At 68.0% G+C, this 16,854-nt stretch carries 15 protein-coding genes; 6 read left to right on the top strand and 9 right to left on the bottom strand.

Going from position 1 to position 16,854, the window contains the following annotated elements; genetic code table 11:
• Positions 1–9: 9 nt before the first annotated feature.
• Positions 10–957, top strand: a complete 948-nt coding sequence (locus tag ACLARN_RS01355) for a ribose-phosphate diphosphokinase (RefSeq protein ID WP_409489447.1) — start codon at positions 10–12, stop codon at positions 955–957.
• Here the strand turns inward: ACLARN_RS01355 and ACLARN_RS01350 are convergent.
• Complete coding sequence (locus ACLARN_RS01350; protein ID WP_409489446.1) at positions 954–2,258, bottom strand: D-arabinono-1,4-lactone oxidase; 1,305 nt, start codon at positions 2,256–2,258, stop codon at positions 954–956. The two genes, ACLARN_RS01355 and ACLARN_RS01350, sit on opposite strands and share 4 nt — an antisense overlap.
• An 87-nt stretch (positions 2,259–2,345) precedes the next feature.
• Here ACLARN_RS01350 and ACLARN_RS01345 point away from each other — a divergent pair, with 87 nt between their 5' ends.
• A complete protein-coding gene (locus ACLARN_RS01345; RefSeq protein ID WP_409489445.1) occupies positions 2,346–3,530 on the top strand; it encodes an amino acid deaminase/aldolase in 1,185 nt (394 codons plus the stop codon).
• Positions 3,531–4,088: 558 nt separating this feature from the next.
• Here the strand turns inward: ACLARN_RS01345 and ACLARN_RS01340 are convergent.
• Entirely contained in the window at positions 4,089–4,733 is a 645-nt protein-coding gene (locus tag ACLARN_RS01340; protein ID WP_409489444.1) for a TetR family transcriptional regulator, read from the bottom strand.
• A gap of 126 nt (positions 4,734–4,859) precedes the next feature.
• On the opposite strand from ACLARN_RS01340, the gene ACLARN_RS01335 reads away from it, so the two are divergent.
• On the top strand, positions 4,860–6,182 hold the full coding sequence (locus ACLARN_RS01335; RefSeq protein WP_409489443.1) for a GH1 family beta-glucosidase: 1,323 nt from the start codon (positions 4,860–4,862) through the stop codon (positions 6,180–6,182).
• Positions 6,175–7,431 carry an MFS transporter gene (locus ACLARN_RS01330; protein ID WP_409489442.1) on the top strand — a complete coding sequence of 419 codons (1,257 nt, stop codon included), beginning with the start codon at positions 6,175–6,177 and terminating at the stop codon, positions 7,429–7,431. The genes ACLARN_RS01335 and ACLARN_RS01330 overlap by 8 nt, the downstream gene beginning before the upstream one ends.
• A 402-nt stretch (positions 7,432–7,833) precedes the next feature.
• On the opposite strand, the gene ACLARN_RS01325 is transcribed toward ACLARN_RS01330, so the two are convergent.
• Complete coding sequence (locus tag ACLARN_RS01325) at positions 7,834–8,259, bottom strand: hypothetical protein (RefSeq protein WP_409489441.1); 426 nt, start codon at positions 8,257–8,259, stop codon at positions 7,834–7,836.
• A gap of 13 nt (positions 8,260–8,272) precedes the next feature.
• A complete protein-coding gene (locus ACLARN_RS01320; protein WP_409489636.1) occupies positions 8,273–8,647 on the bottom strand; it encodes a hypothetical protein in 375 nt (124 codons plus the stop codon).
• Positions 8,648–8,965: 318 nt separating this feature from the next.
• Between ACLARN_RS01320 and ACLARN_RS01315 the strand changes: the two genes are divergently transcribed.
• Entirely contained in the window at positions 8,966–10,369 is a 1,404-nt protein-coding gene (locus ACLARN_RS01315) for a tetratricopeptide repeat protein (RefSeq protein WP_409489440.1), read from the top strand.
• A gap of 7 nt (positions 10,370–10,376) precedes the next feature.
• Positions 10,377–11,264, top strand: a complete 888-nt coding sequence (locus ACLARN_RS01310; RefSeq protein WP_409489439.1) for a phosphotransferase family protein — start codon at positions 10,377–10,379, stop codon at positions 11,262–11,264.
• Positions 11,265–11,476: 212 nt separating this feature from the next.
• Here the strand turns inward: ACLARN_RS01310 and ACLARN_RS01305 are convergent, their stop codons facing one another.
• The 5 genes from ACLARN_RS01305 to ACLARN_RS01285 form a co-directional block, all read right to left on the bottom strand.
• On the bottom strand, positions 11,477–13,558 hold the full coding sequence (locus ACLARN_RS01305; protein WP_409489438.1) for a tetratricopeptide repeat protein: 2,082 nt from the start codon (positions 13,556–13,558) through the stop codon (positions 11,477–11,479).
• A gap of 341 nt (positions 13,559–13,899) precedes the next feature.
• A complete protein-coding gene (locus ACLARN_RS01300; RefSeq protein WP_409489437.1) occupies positions 13,900–14,388 on the bottom strand; it encodes a hypothetical protein in 489 nt (162 codons plus the stop codon).
• A gap of 75 nt (positions 14,389–14,463) precedes the next feature.
• Positions 14,464–15,495, bottom strand: a complete 1,032-nt coding sequence (locus ACLARN_RS01295) for a copper resistance D family protein (RefSeq protein ID WP_409489436.1) — start codon at positions 15,493–15,495, stop codon at positions 14,464–14,466.
• Positions 15,492–16,055, bottom strand: a complete 564-nt coding sequence (locus ACLARN_RS01290) for a copper resistance protein CopC (RefSeq protein WP_409489435.1) — start codon at positions 16,053–16,055, stop codon at positions 15,492–15,494. The genes ACLARN_RS01295 and ACLARN_RS01290 overlap by 4 nt, the downstream gene beginning before the upstream one ends.
• Positions 16,056–16,823, bottom strand: a complete 768-nt coding sequence (locus tag ACLARN_RS01285; protein WP_409489434.1) for a YcnI family protein — start codon at positions 16,821–16,823, stop codon at positions 16,056–16,058.
• Positions 16,824–16,854 lie beyond the last annotated feature (31 nt).

Genomic DNA, 16,854 nt, shown 5'->3' with positions numbered 1-16,854 from the left:
AGTAGGTCCTTGCGCGAGGACATCGCGGTTTTCAGCGGTAGCGCACATCCCGAGCTCGCCAAAGAGATTTGCACTCATCTGGGTGTTCCGCTGTATCCCGTGCGGGTCGAGCGGTTCGCCAACGACTGCCTCGAAGTCCAGCTTCAGGCGAACTGCCGCGAGCGCGACGTCTTCCTGATCCAGCCGCTGGTGCGGCCGGTGCAGGAACACCTCGTCGAACTGCTGCTGATGCTGGACGCCGCGCGGGGAGCTTCGGCGAAGCGGATCACCGTCGTCATGCCGCATTACTCGTACGCCCGGTCGGACAAGAAGGACGCGCCGCGGATCTCGATCGGCGGCCGTCTCGTCGCCGATCTCATGGCGACCGCCGGCGCCGATCGAGTCCTCGCGATGACACTGCACTCACCGCAGGTGCACGGATTCTTCAGCGTCCCGGTCGATCACCTGCACGCGTTGAAGGAGCTGGCCAAGCACTTCCGCCAGTACGACCTCTCCGCGACCACCGTGGTCTCGCCGGATCTCGGCAACGCCAAGGAGGCCGCGCATTTCGCCCGGCTGCTCGGAGTTCAGGTCGCCGCAGGCGCGAAGCAGCGCTTCGCCGACGACAGAGTCGAGATCAGCTCGGTGATCGGTGAGATCACCGGCCGTGACGTGATCGTCCTCGACGACGAGATCGCCAAGGGCAGCACGGTGATCGAACTGCTCTCCAAGCTGCGCGAACTGAAACCGCGTTCGATCCGGGTCGCCTGTACGCACGGCCTCTTCTCCAGCGGTGCGCTCGAGCGGATCGGTAGCCAGCCCGACGTGCTGGAGGTCGTCTGCACGAACACGGTGCCGATCGCGCCGGAGGAGCAGAGCCCGAAGCTGCGGGTCCTGTCGATCGCGCCCGCACTGGCGGAGGCGATGCGGCGGATCCACAACGGCGAGTCGGTCAGCGCGCTCTTTGAGACCGCCTAGACAGTGTCGAGGACCCGGTCGAGGTACGTGTTCGTGAAGAGCCCGGCCGGGTCCACCTCCTTGCGGATCCGCAGGAAATCGTCGAACCGCGGGTAGCGCGAGCGGAGGGTCGCCGCGTCGAGGTCGTGCATCTTGCCCCAGTGCGGGCGGCCGCCGACCTCGCCGACGATCGACGCGAATCCGGCGAAGTACTCGCGGTAGGGCATGCCGAGGAACTGGTGGATCGCGATGTAGGCGGAGTCGCGGCCGTTCGCGGTGGAGAGCCAGATGTCGTCCGCGGCGGCGACGCGTACTTCGACCGGGAACGCGATCGGGTTCTCCAGTTTCGGCACGAACGCGCGGAGTTCGGCGAAGACGTCGAGCAGCGCTTCGCGGGGGATCGCGAACTCCGACTCGACGAACCGCACGCCGCGATGGGTCACGAAGACGCGATGCGAGGTGTCGCTGTATTCGCGGGCGGAGAGGATGTTCGAGGCGAACTTGCCGAGCGGCTGCACGAGTTTCGGTACCGCGCGGCCGAGGCGGCAAAGCCCGCCGAACGCGACGTTCTCCGTGATCTCGTAGTCGACGAATTCCTTCACCTTGCCCAGCGGTTTGCGTTCGCTTCCCGCCGGGAGCCGGTTGTTGCGCTTGACCAGGGCGTTCTTGCCGTACGGGAACCAGTAGAACTCGAAGTGGTCGTTCTCGTCGGCGAACTGGTCGAAGCCTTCGAGGACCTGTTCGAGTGGTTCCGGCCGCTCCTGCGCGGAGAGCAGGAACGACGGTTCACACTGCAAGGTGACCGTGCTGATGACGCCGAGCGCGCCGAGACCGACCCTCGCGGCGGCGAACAGGTCAGGGCGCTCGTCCGCCGAACAGGTGACGACGGTGCCGTCGGCGAGGACGAGTTCGAGCGCGGCGATCTGGGTGGCGATCCCGCCGAGCCGGGCGCCGGTGCCGTGGGTGCCGGTGGAGATCGCGCCCGCGACGGTCTGCGCGTCGATGTCGCCGAGGTTGGTCATCGCCAGCCCCAGCGCGTCGAGTTCGGCGTTGAGCTGCTTGAGGGTGGTGCCCGATCGGACCGTGACCAGGCCTTTCGCGACGTCGGCCGACGCGATCCCGGTCCAACCGGTCAGGTCCATGGCGTCCGAATTCGCCACGGCGATCGCCGTGAACGAGTGGCCGCTGCCCAGCGGGCGCAGGCGCCGTCCGTCCGCGGCGGACCGGCCGATCGCCTCGGCGATCGCGTCCGTGTCCTGCGGCCGGTGAACGCGCAGGGGCGTGGCCGCCGCGGTACCGGCCCAGTTGGTCCACCGAGTCATGCGCCCACCTAACCGTCGCTTGTGAGTGCCGAAACAGTAAGTGAATAGTATTCGCGTTTCAAGCCCTTCTGTCGTACCTTAGTTCGGGTGACCAGTGCGACGGTGTACGACTTGGCGACGAAGGATCTGGATCCTCCGTTCGCGATAGTCGACTTGGATGCGTTCGACGCGAACGGCGCCGACCTGCTGCGGCGGGCGGGTGGCAAGCCGATCCGCGTGGTCAGCAAGTCCGTCCGTTGCCGATACCTGCTCGAGCGGGTGCTCGCGCGGCCTGGCTTCGAAGGCCTCATGTGCTACTCGCTCGCCGAGGCCGTCTGGCACGCCGAGCAGGGGACGACCGACGACATCGTGGTCGCGTATCCCACCGCCGATCACGGCGCGCTGCGGCGGCTGGCGGCGAACGACCGGGCGCGGGCGGCGATCTCGATCATGGTCGACTCGCCGGAACACCTCGACCTGGTCGATGCCGCACTGGGCCAGGACCATCCCGAAATCCGGGTTTGTCTCGAACTCGACGCCTCGTGGCGGCCGCTGCCCGGTGTGCACGTCGGCACCCGGCGCTCGCCGGTGTTCAGCCCGCGCCAGACCGCCGATCTGGCGCGAACCATCTTGTCCCGCAAGGGTTTCCGGCTCGTCGGGATGATGGCGTACGAAGGCCAGATCGCCGGGCTCGGCGACGCGGCCGGCAGCGGTGTCCGGAACTCGGTGATCGGCTGGATGCAGCGGAAGTCCATTGTGGAAATCGCGAAGCGCCGCGCGGCCGCGGTTCGCGCCGTGCGGGAACTGGCGGACCTCGAGTTCGTCAACGGCGGTGGCAGTGGCAGCGTCGAATCGACCGGCGCCGAAGCGGCCGTCACCGAAATCGCCGCGGGCTCCGGCCTGATCGGCCCCACCCTCTTCGACGGCTACGCGCACTTCTCGCCGCGCCCGGCCGCGATGTTCGCGCTCCCCGTCGTCCGGCGCCCGGCACCGAAGGTCGCGACGCTCTTCTCCGGCGGCTACATCGCTTCTGGCCCAACGGAGTCTTCGCGACAGCCGACGCCTTACCTGCCCGAAGGTCTCTCACTGCTCGGGTTCGAGGGGGCCGGTGAAGTCCAGACCCCCGTCTCCGGCGAAGCCGCCCGCCACCTGCGGCTCGGCGACCGCGTCTGGCTACGCCACGCGAAAGCCGGCGAACTCGCCGAACGCTTCACGCACTACCACGTCGTCATCGGCGACCGCGTCGACCGGACCGTCCCCACCTACCGAGGCGAGTCCCAAAACTTCGGCTGACCCGCGTGACCCCACCCCCACCCGTCCCAGGGGGGCGCGCCCCGCACCAGCGTATCGGGAGGGGGTGTCGGGGGATGGGGGTCCGAGGGGTGAGGGGCGAGGTTGTCCACAACTGTGGGTGGGTGTGGACAACTTATGTGGATAACTGGATAAGGCCAGCTCAGCGTAGGTCGGAGCGTGGCTGATGGGGGCTGTGTGACTGGTGAGGCTTGAGGCCCGGTCGCCGGTGGACTCGAATGGAGCAGGGGGATCCATCGGTGACGGGGAGGCCACCTTTGGGACGTCGAACGTCCTGAAGGTGGCCTTCAGGACACGCGGGCAGCGAGCCGTGGGTCCATAATGGACTGACGCGGGTAAAGCGTCCTTCGGCCAAGGGGGAGACCGCCGCGGTGAGGGCTCCGCGTGTTCCCAATGTCGCATCAGGGACGCTCAGCGTCTCAAATGTGGCATTGGGAACAGTCGGGCACAAGCGAGTGAGTCCATAGTGGACCGACCCGGGGCGAAGGGGACTTTCGCCGCATCCGACGCGGGCAAAGTCCCCTTCAACCGCCAGAAAACTCAGGCCTCGCCGAACTTGCTCGCCAGGTACCCCTTCACCACCGACTTCGCCTCCGCCACGATCCGCTCGTCCCCGCTCGGGTGGCGACGGAAAGCCAGCTTCAGCAGCGCGTCGGCCGTCTCGTTCGCGATTGTCAGCGCGAACCGGATGTCGTCCAGCGGCGACGAGATCCGCGCCGAAAGGATGTCGGTGAGCGCGTCGACGATGACGGCGTTGTTGTCGCGCGTCTCGTCGAGAAGCTGCCGGTCCACGACGTCACCGAAGTGGACCTTCGAGAACCCGGGGACCTCGCGGTGCATGTCGAGGTAGATGTCGAGGATCGAGTCGACGACATCCCACCAGTGCTCGGGCGCGAGTTCGTTCAAGGTTTCGGACACCGAAGCGACGAACCGTTCGAGGTTGCGCTGCGTCAGCGCCTGCACCACGGCCCGCTTGTCGGGGAAGAACTGGTACAGCGAACCGACGGCCACCCCCGCGCGCTTCGCGATCAGCGTGGTCGTCAATGCGTCGTAACCGAGCTCGTCGATCAGCTGGGCGCTGGCGTCGAGCATCTGCTCCACCCGCTTGGCGCTGCGTTGCTGGACGGGCTGCCGCCGGAGCGGAGTCGTCTCCGTCTGCGGTTTCGCGGCCTGGATGTCGGACACTCGGGCTCCTCCTTCGCTGATCTGCGACTTTATCGTGCCGACGGGGTTCCCCACGGTCGAGTGAAGGCATAGTATCTGAGAACTTTTCATGTTCGGCCGTGTCTGAAGAGGAAAGGTGCGTAGCCGGTGGAGAATCCGACCTTCCCGTCCGAATTCCTGTGGGGTGTATCGACCTCCGCCTTCCAGATCGAGGGGGCGACCGGAGAGGGCGGCCGAGGACAGTCCATTTGGGACACGTTCACTGAAACGGAGGGGAAGATCGCGCGGGGGGAGGACGCCAAGGTAGCGGCCGATCACTTCCACCGCTACTCCGGCGACATCGCGCTGATGGCCGGACTCGGCGTCGGCGCGTACCGGATGTCCTTCGCCTGGCCGAGAATCCAGCCCGACGGCGACGGAAAGCCCAACGCGGAAGGCTTCGCCTTCTACGACGGACTCATCGACGAGGTCTGCGCCGCCGGAATCGACCCGGTCGGGACGCTCTTCCACTGGGATCTCCCGCAGGCGCTCGAGGACAAGGGTGGCTGGCTCTCCCGTGATACCGCCGAACGGTTCGCGGAGTACGCCGCCATCCTGGGCGAGCGGTTCTCCGATCGGGTGAAAATGTGGATCCCGCTCAACGAGCCCATGGTCATGTCGATCTTCGGCTACGCGATCGGCGAGTACGCGCCGGGCAAGACGTTGTTGCTCGACGCGCTGCCCACCGCGCACTACCAGAATCTGGCGCACGGTCTCGCCGTCCAAGCCCTGCGCGCGGCCGGGGCCCGCAGTGTCGGTACGGCCAACAACCACTCGCCGATCTGGCCCGCCTCCGATTCGCCGGAGGACGAGGCCGCGGGCGAATGGATCGACGCCCTCATCAACCGCACCTACGCGGATCCGGTGCTGCTGGGTCGATATCCCGAACAAGTCGTCGAACATCTCCCGAAGAACTTCGCCGACGATCTCCCCACCATCGCGCAGCCGCTCGACTTCTACGGGGTGAACTACTACGAGCCGCAGGGCGTCGCGGCGCCCGGTGAAGGCAATCCCCTTCCCTTCGAGCTTCGCGCGATCGAGGGATATCCCATGACCACCAACGATTCCCCGATCGTCTCGCACGGCCTGCGCGATCTGCTCGTCACTTTCCAGGAGCGCTACCGGGAGCATCTCCCACCCGTCTACATCACCGAGAACGGATGCAGTTTCGACGACGTCGTCGCCGAGGACGGGCACGTCCACGACCAGGAGCGCATCGACTTCCTCGACAGTCACCTGGTCGCGGTGCGCGAGGCGATGGACGCCGGCGTCGACGTCCGCGGGTACTTCGTCTGGTCGCTGATGGACAACTTCGAATGGTCGAAGGGCTACCAGCCGCGCTTCGGCCTGGTGCACATCGACTACGAGACGCAGCAGCGGACACCGAAGGATTCCTTTGGCTGGTACCGGGATTTGATCCGCCATGAGTGAGGTCAGGGACCTGCCCGAGGCGCTCGCCGAACCGGTCGCCAGGGTCCGCGCGGGCTGGATGAGCCTGCTGTTCTTCGCGAACATCGCGCTCTGGCTCGGGGTTTACGCGCCCATCCAGGTCCTGCTGCCGAAGCAGGCCGAAATCCTGGACGCGGCCAACAAGGAAGCCGTGTTCAGCCTGGTCACCGGGGTCGGCGCGATCGTCGCGCTGATCGCCAACCCGGCCGTCGGCCTGCTCTCGGACCGCACCTGTTCCGCGCGGGGGCGCCGCCATCCGTGGACCGCGGCCGGTGCCGTGGTCGCCGCGGCCGGACTGCTCGTTCTCGCGTTCGCGCCGAACGTCGCGGTCATGGTGCTCGGCTGGTGCCTGGTGCAGGCAGGACTGAACGGAATGCTCGCGATGCTGGTCTCGGTGATCGCGGACCGGGTGCCCGTGCCCCAGCGCGCGCAGGTCGGCGGGCTGGTCGGCATCGCGCAGATGCTCGGGACCGTGCTCGGCGCGGTGGTGGTCGTGGTGATGCTCGACCTCGCCGGTCTTCCGCTGGGCTACGCGGTGTGCGCGGCCATCGTGCTGGCGGGCGCGGCGGCTTTCGTCCTGCGCACGCCCGACGCGCGGCTGCCGGTCGCGAACCGGCCGTCGGCCAAGACCCGCGACGTGCTGTCGAACCTGTGGATCTCCCCGCGCAGGCATCCGGACTTCGCCTGGGCGTGGGGCTGTCACTTCATGATCAACCTCGGCAACGCCTTCGGGACGCTGTACCTGCTGTTCTTCCTCAAGGACGCGGTGCACTACGAAGACCCGGACACCGGCCTGTTGATCATGATGGGACTCTACGGCGCCGCCCTCATCGTCGGCGCGCTCGTCGCCGGGCACTTCTCCGACAAGTCCGGACGACGTAAGCCTTACGTCCTCGCGGCGGCCGCGGTGATGGCCGTCGCCGCGCTGCTGCTGGTCGTCTGGCAGAACTGGACGGCCGCGCTCGCGGCGTCACCGTTGCTGGGTGTCGGTTTCGGCGCGTACATGGCCGTCGCGCTGGCGATGCTCACGCAGGTGCTGCCCACCGCGCAGGACCGGGCGAAAGACCTCGGGGTCATCAACATCGCGAACTCGCTGCCGCAGGTGGTGGCGCCGATGCTGACCGCGCCGATCCTGGCCTACCTGGGCGGGTATCCGAGCCTCTTCGCGGCTTCGGCGCTGTCCACCATCATCGCCGCGGTGCTGGTCACGCGGGTGAAAACAGTCAGCTGACAAAGGGTTGGAGACCGCGGACCGGTGCCGGTCGGGGGAGGGGAGTGCAACGGCACCGGCCCGCGGAGTTCGGGGGATGACAGCGTGTTCCTCGGGAGGAATCGCGCTGCGTTTGTGATCATCAACCTAGCGACCGATTACTGCCTTCGCTAGGTGTTCTGCCGAGAATTTTCGATTAATCGCGGTGGGGACCGGAGTGATTACCGAGAGCGGCTCGTCGCGTTCGGGGGTACGGGCGAACCGCTTCCGGCAAAGGCGAGCTCATGGCGTGGTTGCCGAGGGGGCGCTCGGGCCGCCGTTCGCTCGCCCAGTCTCTAAGCTGTGTCCCTCAAAGAAAGAGACTCAGCCGCGGGCATTCTTTCAAGCTGTGTCTCTCAAAGAAGAGTCAGCTGCGGCATTCTTTCAAGCGTGTACGCCGCCGATGGCGGGGCGACGCGGGTTGACCAGTGCGTGCCTGCCGGTGGTCTCGGCTGGGCTCACGCCGCGGCCTTGACCAGGGACACGGCGGCGGTTCTCCCGCCGGTGGACCTGGGAGGCCGCGGTCTGCTGAGGGGCGAGGCCGCCGGCGACCAGGTGCTCGTGCGCGACCTGCCATACCGAGCAGGGCGCCTTGCACTTGTGCCAGCGGGTCGAGCAGGTGGGGCAGTCGCCGCGCTCGTCGGGTTCGTGCGCTTGGAGCATCGCGCGCCAGCCCTCGGTCAGCCGGGGGAGCTCCGAACGGGCGACCGACACGAGCGACTGCGCGTCAGCCCGGTTCGCGAGATCGGAGAGCATGTCGAGGCGTTCCCAAACCGCGTTGCGGAGGACTTGCCCTAGGACCTGATCCACGGAGAACTCACCGTTACCTTTCCGCCATCTTGGCGGCTTCGTTGAGCGCGGCCCTGAGCTGTCCGAGCTGGCCGGACGTCAGGCGCGCGGTCTCTCCTGGCGGCGAGACGAGAACCACCTGGTTGTCTTCGACGAACACGGTGACGGCGCGCTCGCGGCTGATGAGATCGCCGCACTGCACGCGCCAGACCAGTTGTCCGCCTTCATAACGGCGCACACTCGCGGTACGAGGGTCGACCGTCGCCGAAGGAGAGACCGGACGGTTGGCACCGGGGGCGACGGCGACCGCCTGCTGACCGGCGGGGCCGGCCGCACGCAGGTGGCGCGTTGCCATACCGGGCCGTCCCGCGGTGATGGAGCCTGTTGCGATCGAGTCCACGAACTCCACTGGCTCTTCTCCGCTCTCTCGTTCCACGTCGTCTTCCTGACCGCGTATCCGCACCTGTAGGGGGTTCGGAGACTTGGTAGCTCTCCGTGATCGCCGCCGGTGGCTGGTCGGTCACTGAGATCTGACAACTACAGTGATGTGAAACCGAGTGCGATAGAAGGTCGAACCGCCGTCATAGCGGTGACCGGACGAGGTTTCACGGTAAGCGGTCAAACGACTTCTGCCGGGCCGATCACGACGGGCAATCCGGTGTTTCGCACGGTTGAATAGGTGTGCTTACGCTGTTTCTCGACCCCAACGGAACTGTGAGGGGGCGCAATGGACGCCAGTATCGGTGGCGGCGCTGTCGCCGGCTCGGACTCCAAGAGCCGCCAGAGTCACCCCGTGCCGCCGGATGCCTGGGAGCAGCCGGAGATGCGAGCCGCACTGGCCACCCGGGAGATCTCTTCCGTCTACCGGCTGTTGCGCAAGCACGGTGTTTCGCAGCGTCAGATCGCCGCGATGACCGGCCAATCGCAGTCCGAGGTGTCCGAGATCCTCAAAGGTCGCCAGGTGATGGCGTACGACGTGCTCACCCGCATCGCTGACGGCCTTGGTGTCCCCCGGGGATACATGGGTCTCGCCTACGACGAGGCGACAGCGATAAAGGTCGTCGGTGCTGCCGACGGCCAGCAGGCGGAGGAGGACGAGTCCGTGAAGCGACGGAGGTTCCTCGCGCACGCCGCCCAGGTCACGATGGGTGCGGCGGTGTTCGGTCCGGAATCGGGTACCTGGTCTTCCGGGCCGGCGAAGACGCCCGCTCCCGGGCGGATCGGCATGACCGACGTCCGTCAGGTGGAAGCCGCGACCAGAGCGCTCCGGTCCCTCGACTACCAGTACGGCGGCGGGTTCTGCCGTGACGCCGTGGTCGCGCAGCTGTCCTGGGGGCAGCAGATGCTCGAGTCCAGCGGCACCGAAGTGGTCAAGACGCGCCTGTACGTCGCGCTGGCCGACCTGCACAGCCTGGCGGGCTGGACCTCCTTCGACACCGGCCTCATGGACTCCGCTCGCGGTCATTTCGCGAACGCGCTGGACCTGGCCAAACAGGGCGACAACCATCCGCTGGTGGCCAACGTGCTGTACCGGATGGGCCGCGTCTACCTGCACCAGGACGCGCCGAACGACGCGTTGAAACTGTTCCAGCTCGGCCAGATCGCCGCCCAGGAATCGGGCTCGGAGCTGGCGGTCGCCGTGCTCTGCGCCAACGAGGCGTGGGCCTACGCGATGATGGGCAACGAGGAGCAGGCCAGCAAGCTGCTCGGCCGGAGCAAGGACGAGTTCGCCCGCGCCGACCTGGCCGAGGCCGAGTCCTGGGTCAAGTTCTTCACCGAGACCGACGTCTACGCCATGATCGGCACCGTGCACACGGTGCTCGCCGCGAAGAACGCCGAGCACACCAAGTACGCGATCCCGGCGCTGACCAAGGCCGTCGAGTCCTACGACGACGACATGGCCCGCAGCAAGACGTTCATGCTCAGCGCGCTGGCCACGAACCACCTGCTCGAAGGCGACCTCGATCACGGTGCCAAGGTGGGCTCGAAGGCCGTCGACTGTGCCGAGGGCATCAAGTCGGAGCGGGTGAAGGACCGGATGCGGCCGTTGCAGGTCGAGGCGGAGCGCCGCCGGAACAACGCCGACGCCCGTGACCTCGCCGATCGCCTCAACTCCTTCTACGCCGCCTGAGCGAGGATTGGACGGCCGGTTCACCCCCGGCAAACTGCACGACGTCCTGAGGCGGACTTGTGAGCTGCTGGCCGTGGATCCCGCCGGGGCTCGGCTGCTGAGGTTCACCAACAACGCCGTCTACGAACTGGCGAGCGCGCCGTTCGTCGTCCGGATCGTCGGCTCCACCCTGTTGCGGCACCGGGTCGGCACGGTCGTGCGGGTCGCGCGGCACTTCGAACGGCACGACGTGCCTGCCATCCGGCTGCTTCCCGGCCTCGACCAGCCGCTGCGGGTCGGCGACCATCTCGTGACGGTGTGGTGGAAGGTGCCGTCCACCGGCCGGAAGGCCAAGTCCTCGGACCTCGCCGCGCTGCTGCGCCGGGTCCACGCGCTCGAGCCGCCGGAGGGGCTCGCCGAATGGGCGCCGTTCGCCGCGGTCCGCGCCCGGGTTTCGGACGCGGAGGAGCTGGCACCGGGCGACCGGCGGTTCCTGCTCGAACGCTGCGCCGAGGTCGAGGCCGCGCTCGAGACGCTCGACTTCCCCCTGCCTCGGGGCCTGGTCCACGGGGACGCGCACACCGGGAATGTGATCGGCGGGCCGGACGGGCCGGTGCTGTGCGATTTCGATTCGTCCTGCGTCGGGCCGCCGGAATGGGATCTGACGCCGCTCGCCGTCGGCCATGAACGATTCGGTGATCCACCCGCTCGCTATCGCCTGTTCGCCGAGCGGTACGGATTCGACGTGACCACGTGGTCCGGGTTTCCGGTACTGCGCGCGATCCGTGAACTGAAGCTCACCACGAGTGTCCTCCCGATTCTCCGCAGTCATCCCAGCGTGCGTGATGAGCTGCGAAAACGGTTGGACGATCTCCGGAACGGACATACCGGCGCCCGCTGGAACCGGTATCGGTGAGTCACCCGGGAAAGGTATCTGCACGTGCATTCGCCGACGCCGAATGACCGTTCGCCGCTTGCCCGAAATCGCCGGTCAATCGGTGACTAATTCGCCCGGGCTGATCACTTCTCCTGGCCCAATGCTCCCCCAAATGTGCAACTTGCAGCTACGCTCTGTCATTCAAGACGGTCAGTTCACCCTGTCGTTGGTTGCCGATCGGTGCCTTCGGGTCACAGTTGTTCCAAACGCGTACGCAGAGCGTCGGCTTCCGGGCGGCCCAGCCCGACGAAAATCGGCAACGCCTTGTCGTAGAGGCGCCGGGCTTCCTCGGGATCGCCCTCCGCTTCGGCGATCTCGCCGAACGCGGACAGCGCCCTGGCCACCTCGAACCGCGACCCGCTGGCCTCCATGGTGGCGCGGGCGGGCTCGAGTTCGGCCCGCGCGCCCGCGAGATCCCCGCTCGCCGTGAGGGCACGGCCGAGTTCGATCCGGGCGCGGGCCACGTTGTAGTCGTCGCCGTCGAGGACGTCGCGAGCGCGGGCGAGGTCGGCGATCGCGGTTTCGACCTGCCCGGTCCTGGCCCGGGTCGCGCCCAGATTGATCAGCGCCAGCCCGACGTCGTGCGGGCGGTCCTGCCGCTCACTGAGGAGATGGTCCTCGGTGAACCACTCGATCGCCTCGTCGAGCCTGCCCTGTTGCAGGGCGACCAGGCCGAGCCCTTCCACCGATCGGATCTCGACGACCTCGTCCTCGCCCCTCCGTGCGGCGTCGCGTCCGGCCAGGTAGTGCCGGACGGCGTCGTCGTACCGGCCGGTGGCGCGGCAGGCGGCACCGCTGCGGTTGCGCATCAGCGCCTCCGCGGAGGCGTTGCCCCACGCCTTCGCGCAGTGGACGGCGATCTCGCTCACCCGCAGGAAGTCCGGATAGTGCTTGCGCAGCAGGAAGAGCGGCCACATCGCGGCGGCGAGTTGCCAGCCGAGTTCCGGCAGCTGCCATTCGCGGGCCGTTTCGACCGCGGCGATGAGGTTCTCGCGTTCCAGCTCCAGCCAGGCGAGTGCTTCCTCGGACGAGTCGAACGACACCCGTGTCGGCGGCCGGTACTCGTAGCGGTATGGGATCGCGTCCTGGTCCGGCGTGGTCAAGCCGGCCGTCGCGGAGGCCGTGGACAGGTAGTACTCGAGCATGCGGCGCACGGCGATGTCGCGGTCGTACTCGTTGCCCGACGTCTTCTCCTTGGCGTGCAACCGCGCGAGGTCGTGGAACGTGTACCGGTCGTCGCCGCGGTCGATCAGCAGCCCGACGTCGACGAGCTGATCCAGCAGGTCGTCGGCGACCTCGGGACGGACGGCGATCGACGCGGCCGCGACCCCGACGCCGAAATCGGGACCGGGGTGCAGCCCGAGCGCCGCGTACAGCGCGGCCGCGTCCGAGGGAAGTTCGTCGTAGGACAGGTTGAAGCTGGCTTCCACCGATTGCGCCTCTTTCGTCGAGAGCGTGGCCAGTCGACGATATTCGTTCCCCAGCTCGGTGGCGATCTTCTCCAACGACATCTTCGGCCGCCCCGCCAGCTTGGCGCTGACCGTGGTGAGGGCGATCGGCAGGCCTCCGCACAGCTCGGCGATGGTGCGCGCCTGGTCGGTCTCGGCGCCGACCCGCTCGGCGCCGAGCGCGCGGCCCAGCAGTTCGGCGCTGTGCGCGGAACCGAAGGGAGCCAGCTCGATCAGCTTCGCGCGATGTTCGGTCTGGAGTCTGCCGAGGCGGCGCCTCGAAGTCACGATCACGAGGCTTTCGCCGCTGGAAGGCAACAGCGGCAGCACCTGCTCGGCCGACGCCGCGTTGTCGAGCAGCAGGAGCAGTGGCCGCTCGGCGGTCGTCGTGCGGTACAGCGCGGTGAGTTCCTCGACGTCCGCGGGCAGCCCCTCCGGCGGGACGCCCAAAGCCCGGAGGAACCGGCCGAGCGCTTCGCTCACGGAGAGCGGGCCGTTGGTGCTGAACCCGCCGAGATCCGCCCAGAGGTGCCCGTCCGGGAACCGGTCACCGACGTGACGGCCCCACGCGGTCGCCAGCGCCGTCTTCCCGATGCCGCCCTGTCCGCTGATCAGGTGCAGCGACGGCCGGTCGGTGTCGGTGTCGTCCTGGGCAAGCAGCTTTTCGAGCAGCGTGAGCTCGGCCGTGCGGTTGGTGAAATGCGCCGGCGCGGGCGGAAGCTGACGCGGCCCCGAACTCACCTGTCTAGTGAGCCGGACCACCGATCGCTGACGCGGTACCTGCGTGGTGCTGACCTCACTGTCACCCGGCAACGGGCCGCCCATCCACTATCCCCTCTTCGGGTTACCCCAGCGATCGCGTAGAGCATTCCGGGGGAGATCCGAAGAGGACAGTGAAACCGGCCAAATGCGGCCAGATGGAGCAAAGCTCGCGCTAGGACAGCCGATTCGTAGCGTCTCCCCTTTGCGTCGTTGTGAGACCTCGCGACGAAGTGCAAGTACGCGCATTCATGAGCTATGCTCGACGCGTCGGATCGGCTTGCCGGTGCGACAACGAGGGTCAGACCACTCGTTGAGAGCGCGCCGTCACGGACGTCGCGTGAGTCGCAAGGCCAGGTGACCTGGGGCATGACCGGGAGCCTGGCCTTACGCATGTCCAGGGGTGGTCAGGTCGGCGTATCCAGCTGGACCTCGTGCACGCAGCCGCTCAGTGGCTGAAAGAAAGCGTCGTTGCCGGTGAGCCGAGCCCGGTGCAGCCGCGCGTGCCGGACGCTGTCGACGTCCCGCTTGTTCAGGTCGGCTTGCCGGGCCTCGGCGACGAGAGTGTCGACACCGACGCCGTGCAGCTCGACGACCAGTCGCTGCAGGCACAGGGCGCGACCGCGCTCCTGCCTCTTCGGCCGCACTGGCGTGCCGACGGTGACCACGTGCAGTTCATCGAAGTCGGCTACGCGCTTGGCGACGTCGAGCTTCTCCTGGTGATCCATCGGGTACCAGTGCAGCTTGCTGCTACGGCGGCCGCCACGGACGTCCAGCATCACCTCGCGCAGCTCCGCGTGCCGGGCGATCGGCAGCACCGCGGCCGCGAGCACGTAGAAGCCTTCGGAGGGGTCCTCGTGGAACGACTCGTCGGCGAAGGCCTGCGGCGGGGGCATCCACTTAGCGTAAGCGTGACCCCCGACAGCCCCTTCCCAGCGACGCGGGGGTGTCGTTCTTGCCCGAGCGCACCTTCAGCTCGTCGGCACCACCGGCGCGCGAGTGAGGACGACAGCGAACCCGAACGCCAGCCCCATCACGGTCAGCTCCAGCGTCGCCCACGCGGCCAGCGCCGTCCGGTTGTGCCGGATGATCTGCGGTATCAGTTTCCAGCGCGTGTAGGCCCCGAGTGCCGCGATCACCCCGGTGCACAACAGCTTGAGCAGCACCAATTGCCCGTACGGCGTGGTGAACACGCCTTCCCAGAAGCCGAGCGACGGGTTGAGTGAGATCTCGATCAGCCCGTTGAATAGGCCGGTCGCCGCACCGAGGATCAGGCACAGCGTCGCCAGCTTGGAGAACCGCGGCAGCGCGTGCGCCAGCAGCGTCCGGTTCCCGACGAGCAGCACCGCCATCGCGCCGAGCCCGCCGGTCCAGGCGACGGCGCTCATCACGTGCAGTTCCATCGAGATCATCGTGTAGTCGTGGTAGTTCCAGTTCGACGCGTGCCCGGTGACCGGCAGCGGCAGCAGCGCGAACAGGCCGAGTCCGACGCGGACCTCGGCGGGCACCTTCTCGCCGTGTTTCAGCGCGAGGATGCCGAGTCCCGCGTGCAGCAGCGCCAGCACCGCGACGATCAGCAGTGCCTTCCCCGCGCCGACGTCGGCGATGTAGCTCCCGACGTCCGAGATCGACAGCGTGCTGGAGCCCGGCCGGTACTCGGCGGTCTGCAGGATCAGCGCGACGAGCGCCGTGGTCGCCCAGACCAGCGCCGCCGCGACACTCGCGGGCCGCGCGCGCCGCATGATCGGTTCGGAGAGCTTCGGCCGGTCGTAGCCGACCAGTACCGAAAGCAGCGCCAGCCCGATCGTGGCGACCGCCGAGATGTCCAGCAGCACCCGCACGATCGGGATGGAGACCGAGACCACCTCGCTGACCTGCGCGACCCCGGGAACCGGGGCGGTGGCCGTCAGCGCGACGCCGATCAGGGCGCCGACGATCCCCGCCGTCACCACACAGAACAGGACGGCGACGCGGGCGCGTGAGGTGGTCTCGGCCTGTGTCATGACCCGCTCTTCTCCTTGTCACCCGCGCCGGTGCGCAGTGCGACGGTCAGTCCGACGGCGAGCAGCACGACGGCGCCCGCGATCCACACCCAGATCGGCACCCCGGACGAGCCTTCGCCGCCGGTCGCCGGGGTCGTCTCGGCCTGGCCCCCGTTGCCGCGCGCGGCGTCTGCGGTCGCCGGGGTGCCGGTGCCCGCGGCGGTGAGGGTGAACGGAACCTCGCCGGTCACGGCATGCCCGTCCGCGGAAAGGATCCGGTAGCCGATCTTGTACTCGCCCGCCGGGCCGAGCGGCCGCAGCGGCACGGATACGACGCTGTCGCGGACCTCGACCTGGCCTTCGGCCCACTGGCCGCCGCCCGGTCCGATGACCGCGATCTGGTTGACGTTCGCGCTCTGGACGTACTGGTCGAACGTGAGCGTGATCTTCGCGGGCCCGGCGGCGATCGAAGTGCCCTTCGCCGGGTCTGAGGAGATCAGGACGTTGTGCGCCAGCGCCGGGGTGGCGGTGGCGAGCCACGCCACCCCGGTGATCGCCAGCGCGACGATCGCTTTACGCATTTACTCGGTTCCCTCGGTCTTGCTGCTGGAGGCGGTGGCGCGGCGGGCGCGCAGGGTGGCACCGGCGCCGACGCCGAGGCCGAGTGCGCCGACGACCAGGCCCGCGCCGCCGAGCCAGCGGGCGGTGTTGTCGGACGACGACGAAGAAGCGTGCGATTCCTCGGAGGCCTTCGCGTCGGAGCCGTGGCCACCGCCGTGCCCGTCACCGCTCTTCTCGGCGAGCTTCACGCTCGGCGCGGGGTGCTCCGGCTCCTCGCCGGAGGCCGGGGTCGGCTGGTTCCACTCGACGACCTTGCCGTTCTCGTAGGTCTGGGTGGCGGGGAACTCGATCGCGTCGACGTTGGTCGGGAACTTACCCGCGCTGATCTGGAACTCCTGGAACTCGGCCGAACCGGCGGCGATCTTGGTGCCGGGCTCCGCGGTCCACGAGACCTTGGTGACGGCCTCGGTGATCTGAGTGCCGGAGTCGGTGGTCACCGGGGCGGGCAGCTTGGACTTGACGACCTCGGCCTTCCAGCCGGGAAGCGGCTTGGCGCGCACGGAGCTGAGCGCGTACTCGGGCTTGAGGGTGATCTCGACCTTGACCGTGCCGGCGTCCTTCTCCTCGTTGGGCACGCGGAAGAAGATCGAGCCGTAGCCGCCCTTTTCGGGCTGGGGGCCGTAGACGTTGGCGGTGACGTGGGCCGAAGCGACCCCGGCCGAGAGCAGACCGGCGGCACCGATGGCGGCGGCGAGGAAACCGGCGCGTTTGAAGACGTGCTTGGACACGAAGACTCCTGAACGTGAATGAGACGGCGGG

It is taken from the genome of Amycolatopsis sp. cmx-11-12, assembly GCF_046269425.1.
Classification (GTDB): Bacteria; Actinomycetota; Actinomycetes; order Mycobacteriales; family Pseudonocardiaceae; genus Amycolatopsis.
This window is presented reverse-complemented; position numbering and strand designations above follow the sequence as displayed.

Coding starts and splice junctions, on each gene's coding strand:
- ACLARN_RS01350 (WP_409489446.1), bottom strand. CDS start 2,258: ATGACTCGGTGGACCAACTGGGCCGGTACCGCGGCGGCCACGCCCCTG.
- ACLARN_RS01330 (WP_409489442.1), top strand. CDS start 6,175: ATGAGTGAGGTCAGGGACCTGCCCGAGGCGCTCGCCGAACCGGTCGCC.
- ACLARN_RS01315 (WP_409489440.1), top strand. CDS start 8,966: ATGGACGCCAGTATCGGTGGCGGCGCTGTCGCCGGCTCGGACTCCAAG.
- ACLARN_RS01305 (WP_409489438.1), bottom strand. CDS start 13,558: ATGGGCGGCCCGTTGCCGGGTGACAGTGAGGTCAGCACCACGCAGGTA.
- ACLARN_RS01300 (WP_409489437.1), bottom strand. CDS start 14,388: ATGCCCCCGCCGCAGGCCTTCGCCGACGAGTCGTTCCACGAGGACCCC.
- ACLARN_RS01295 (WP_409489436.1), bottom strand. CDS start 15,495: ATGACACAGGCCGAGACCACCTCACGCGCCCGCGTCGCCGTCCTGTTC.
- ACLARN_RS01290 (WP_409489435.1), bottom strand. CDS start 16,055: ATGCGTAAAGCGATCGTCGCGCTGGCGATCACCGGGGTGGCGTGGCTC.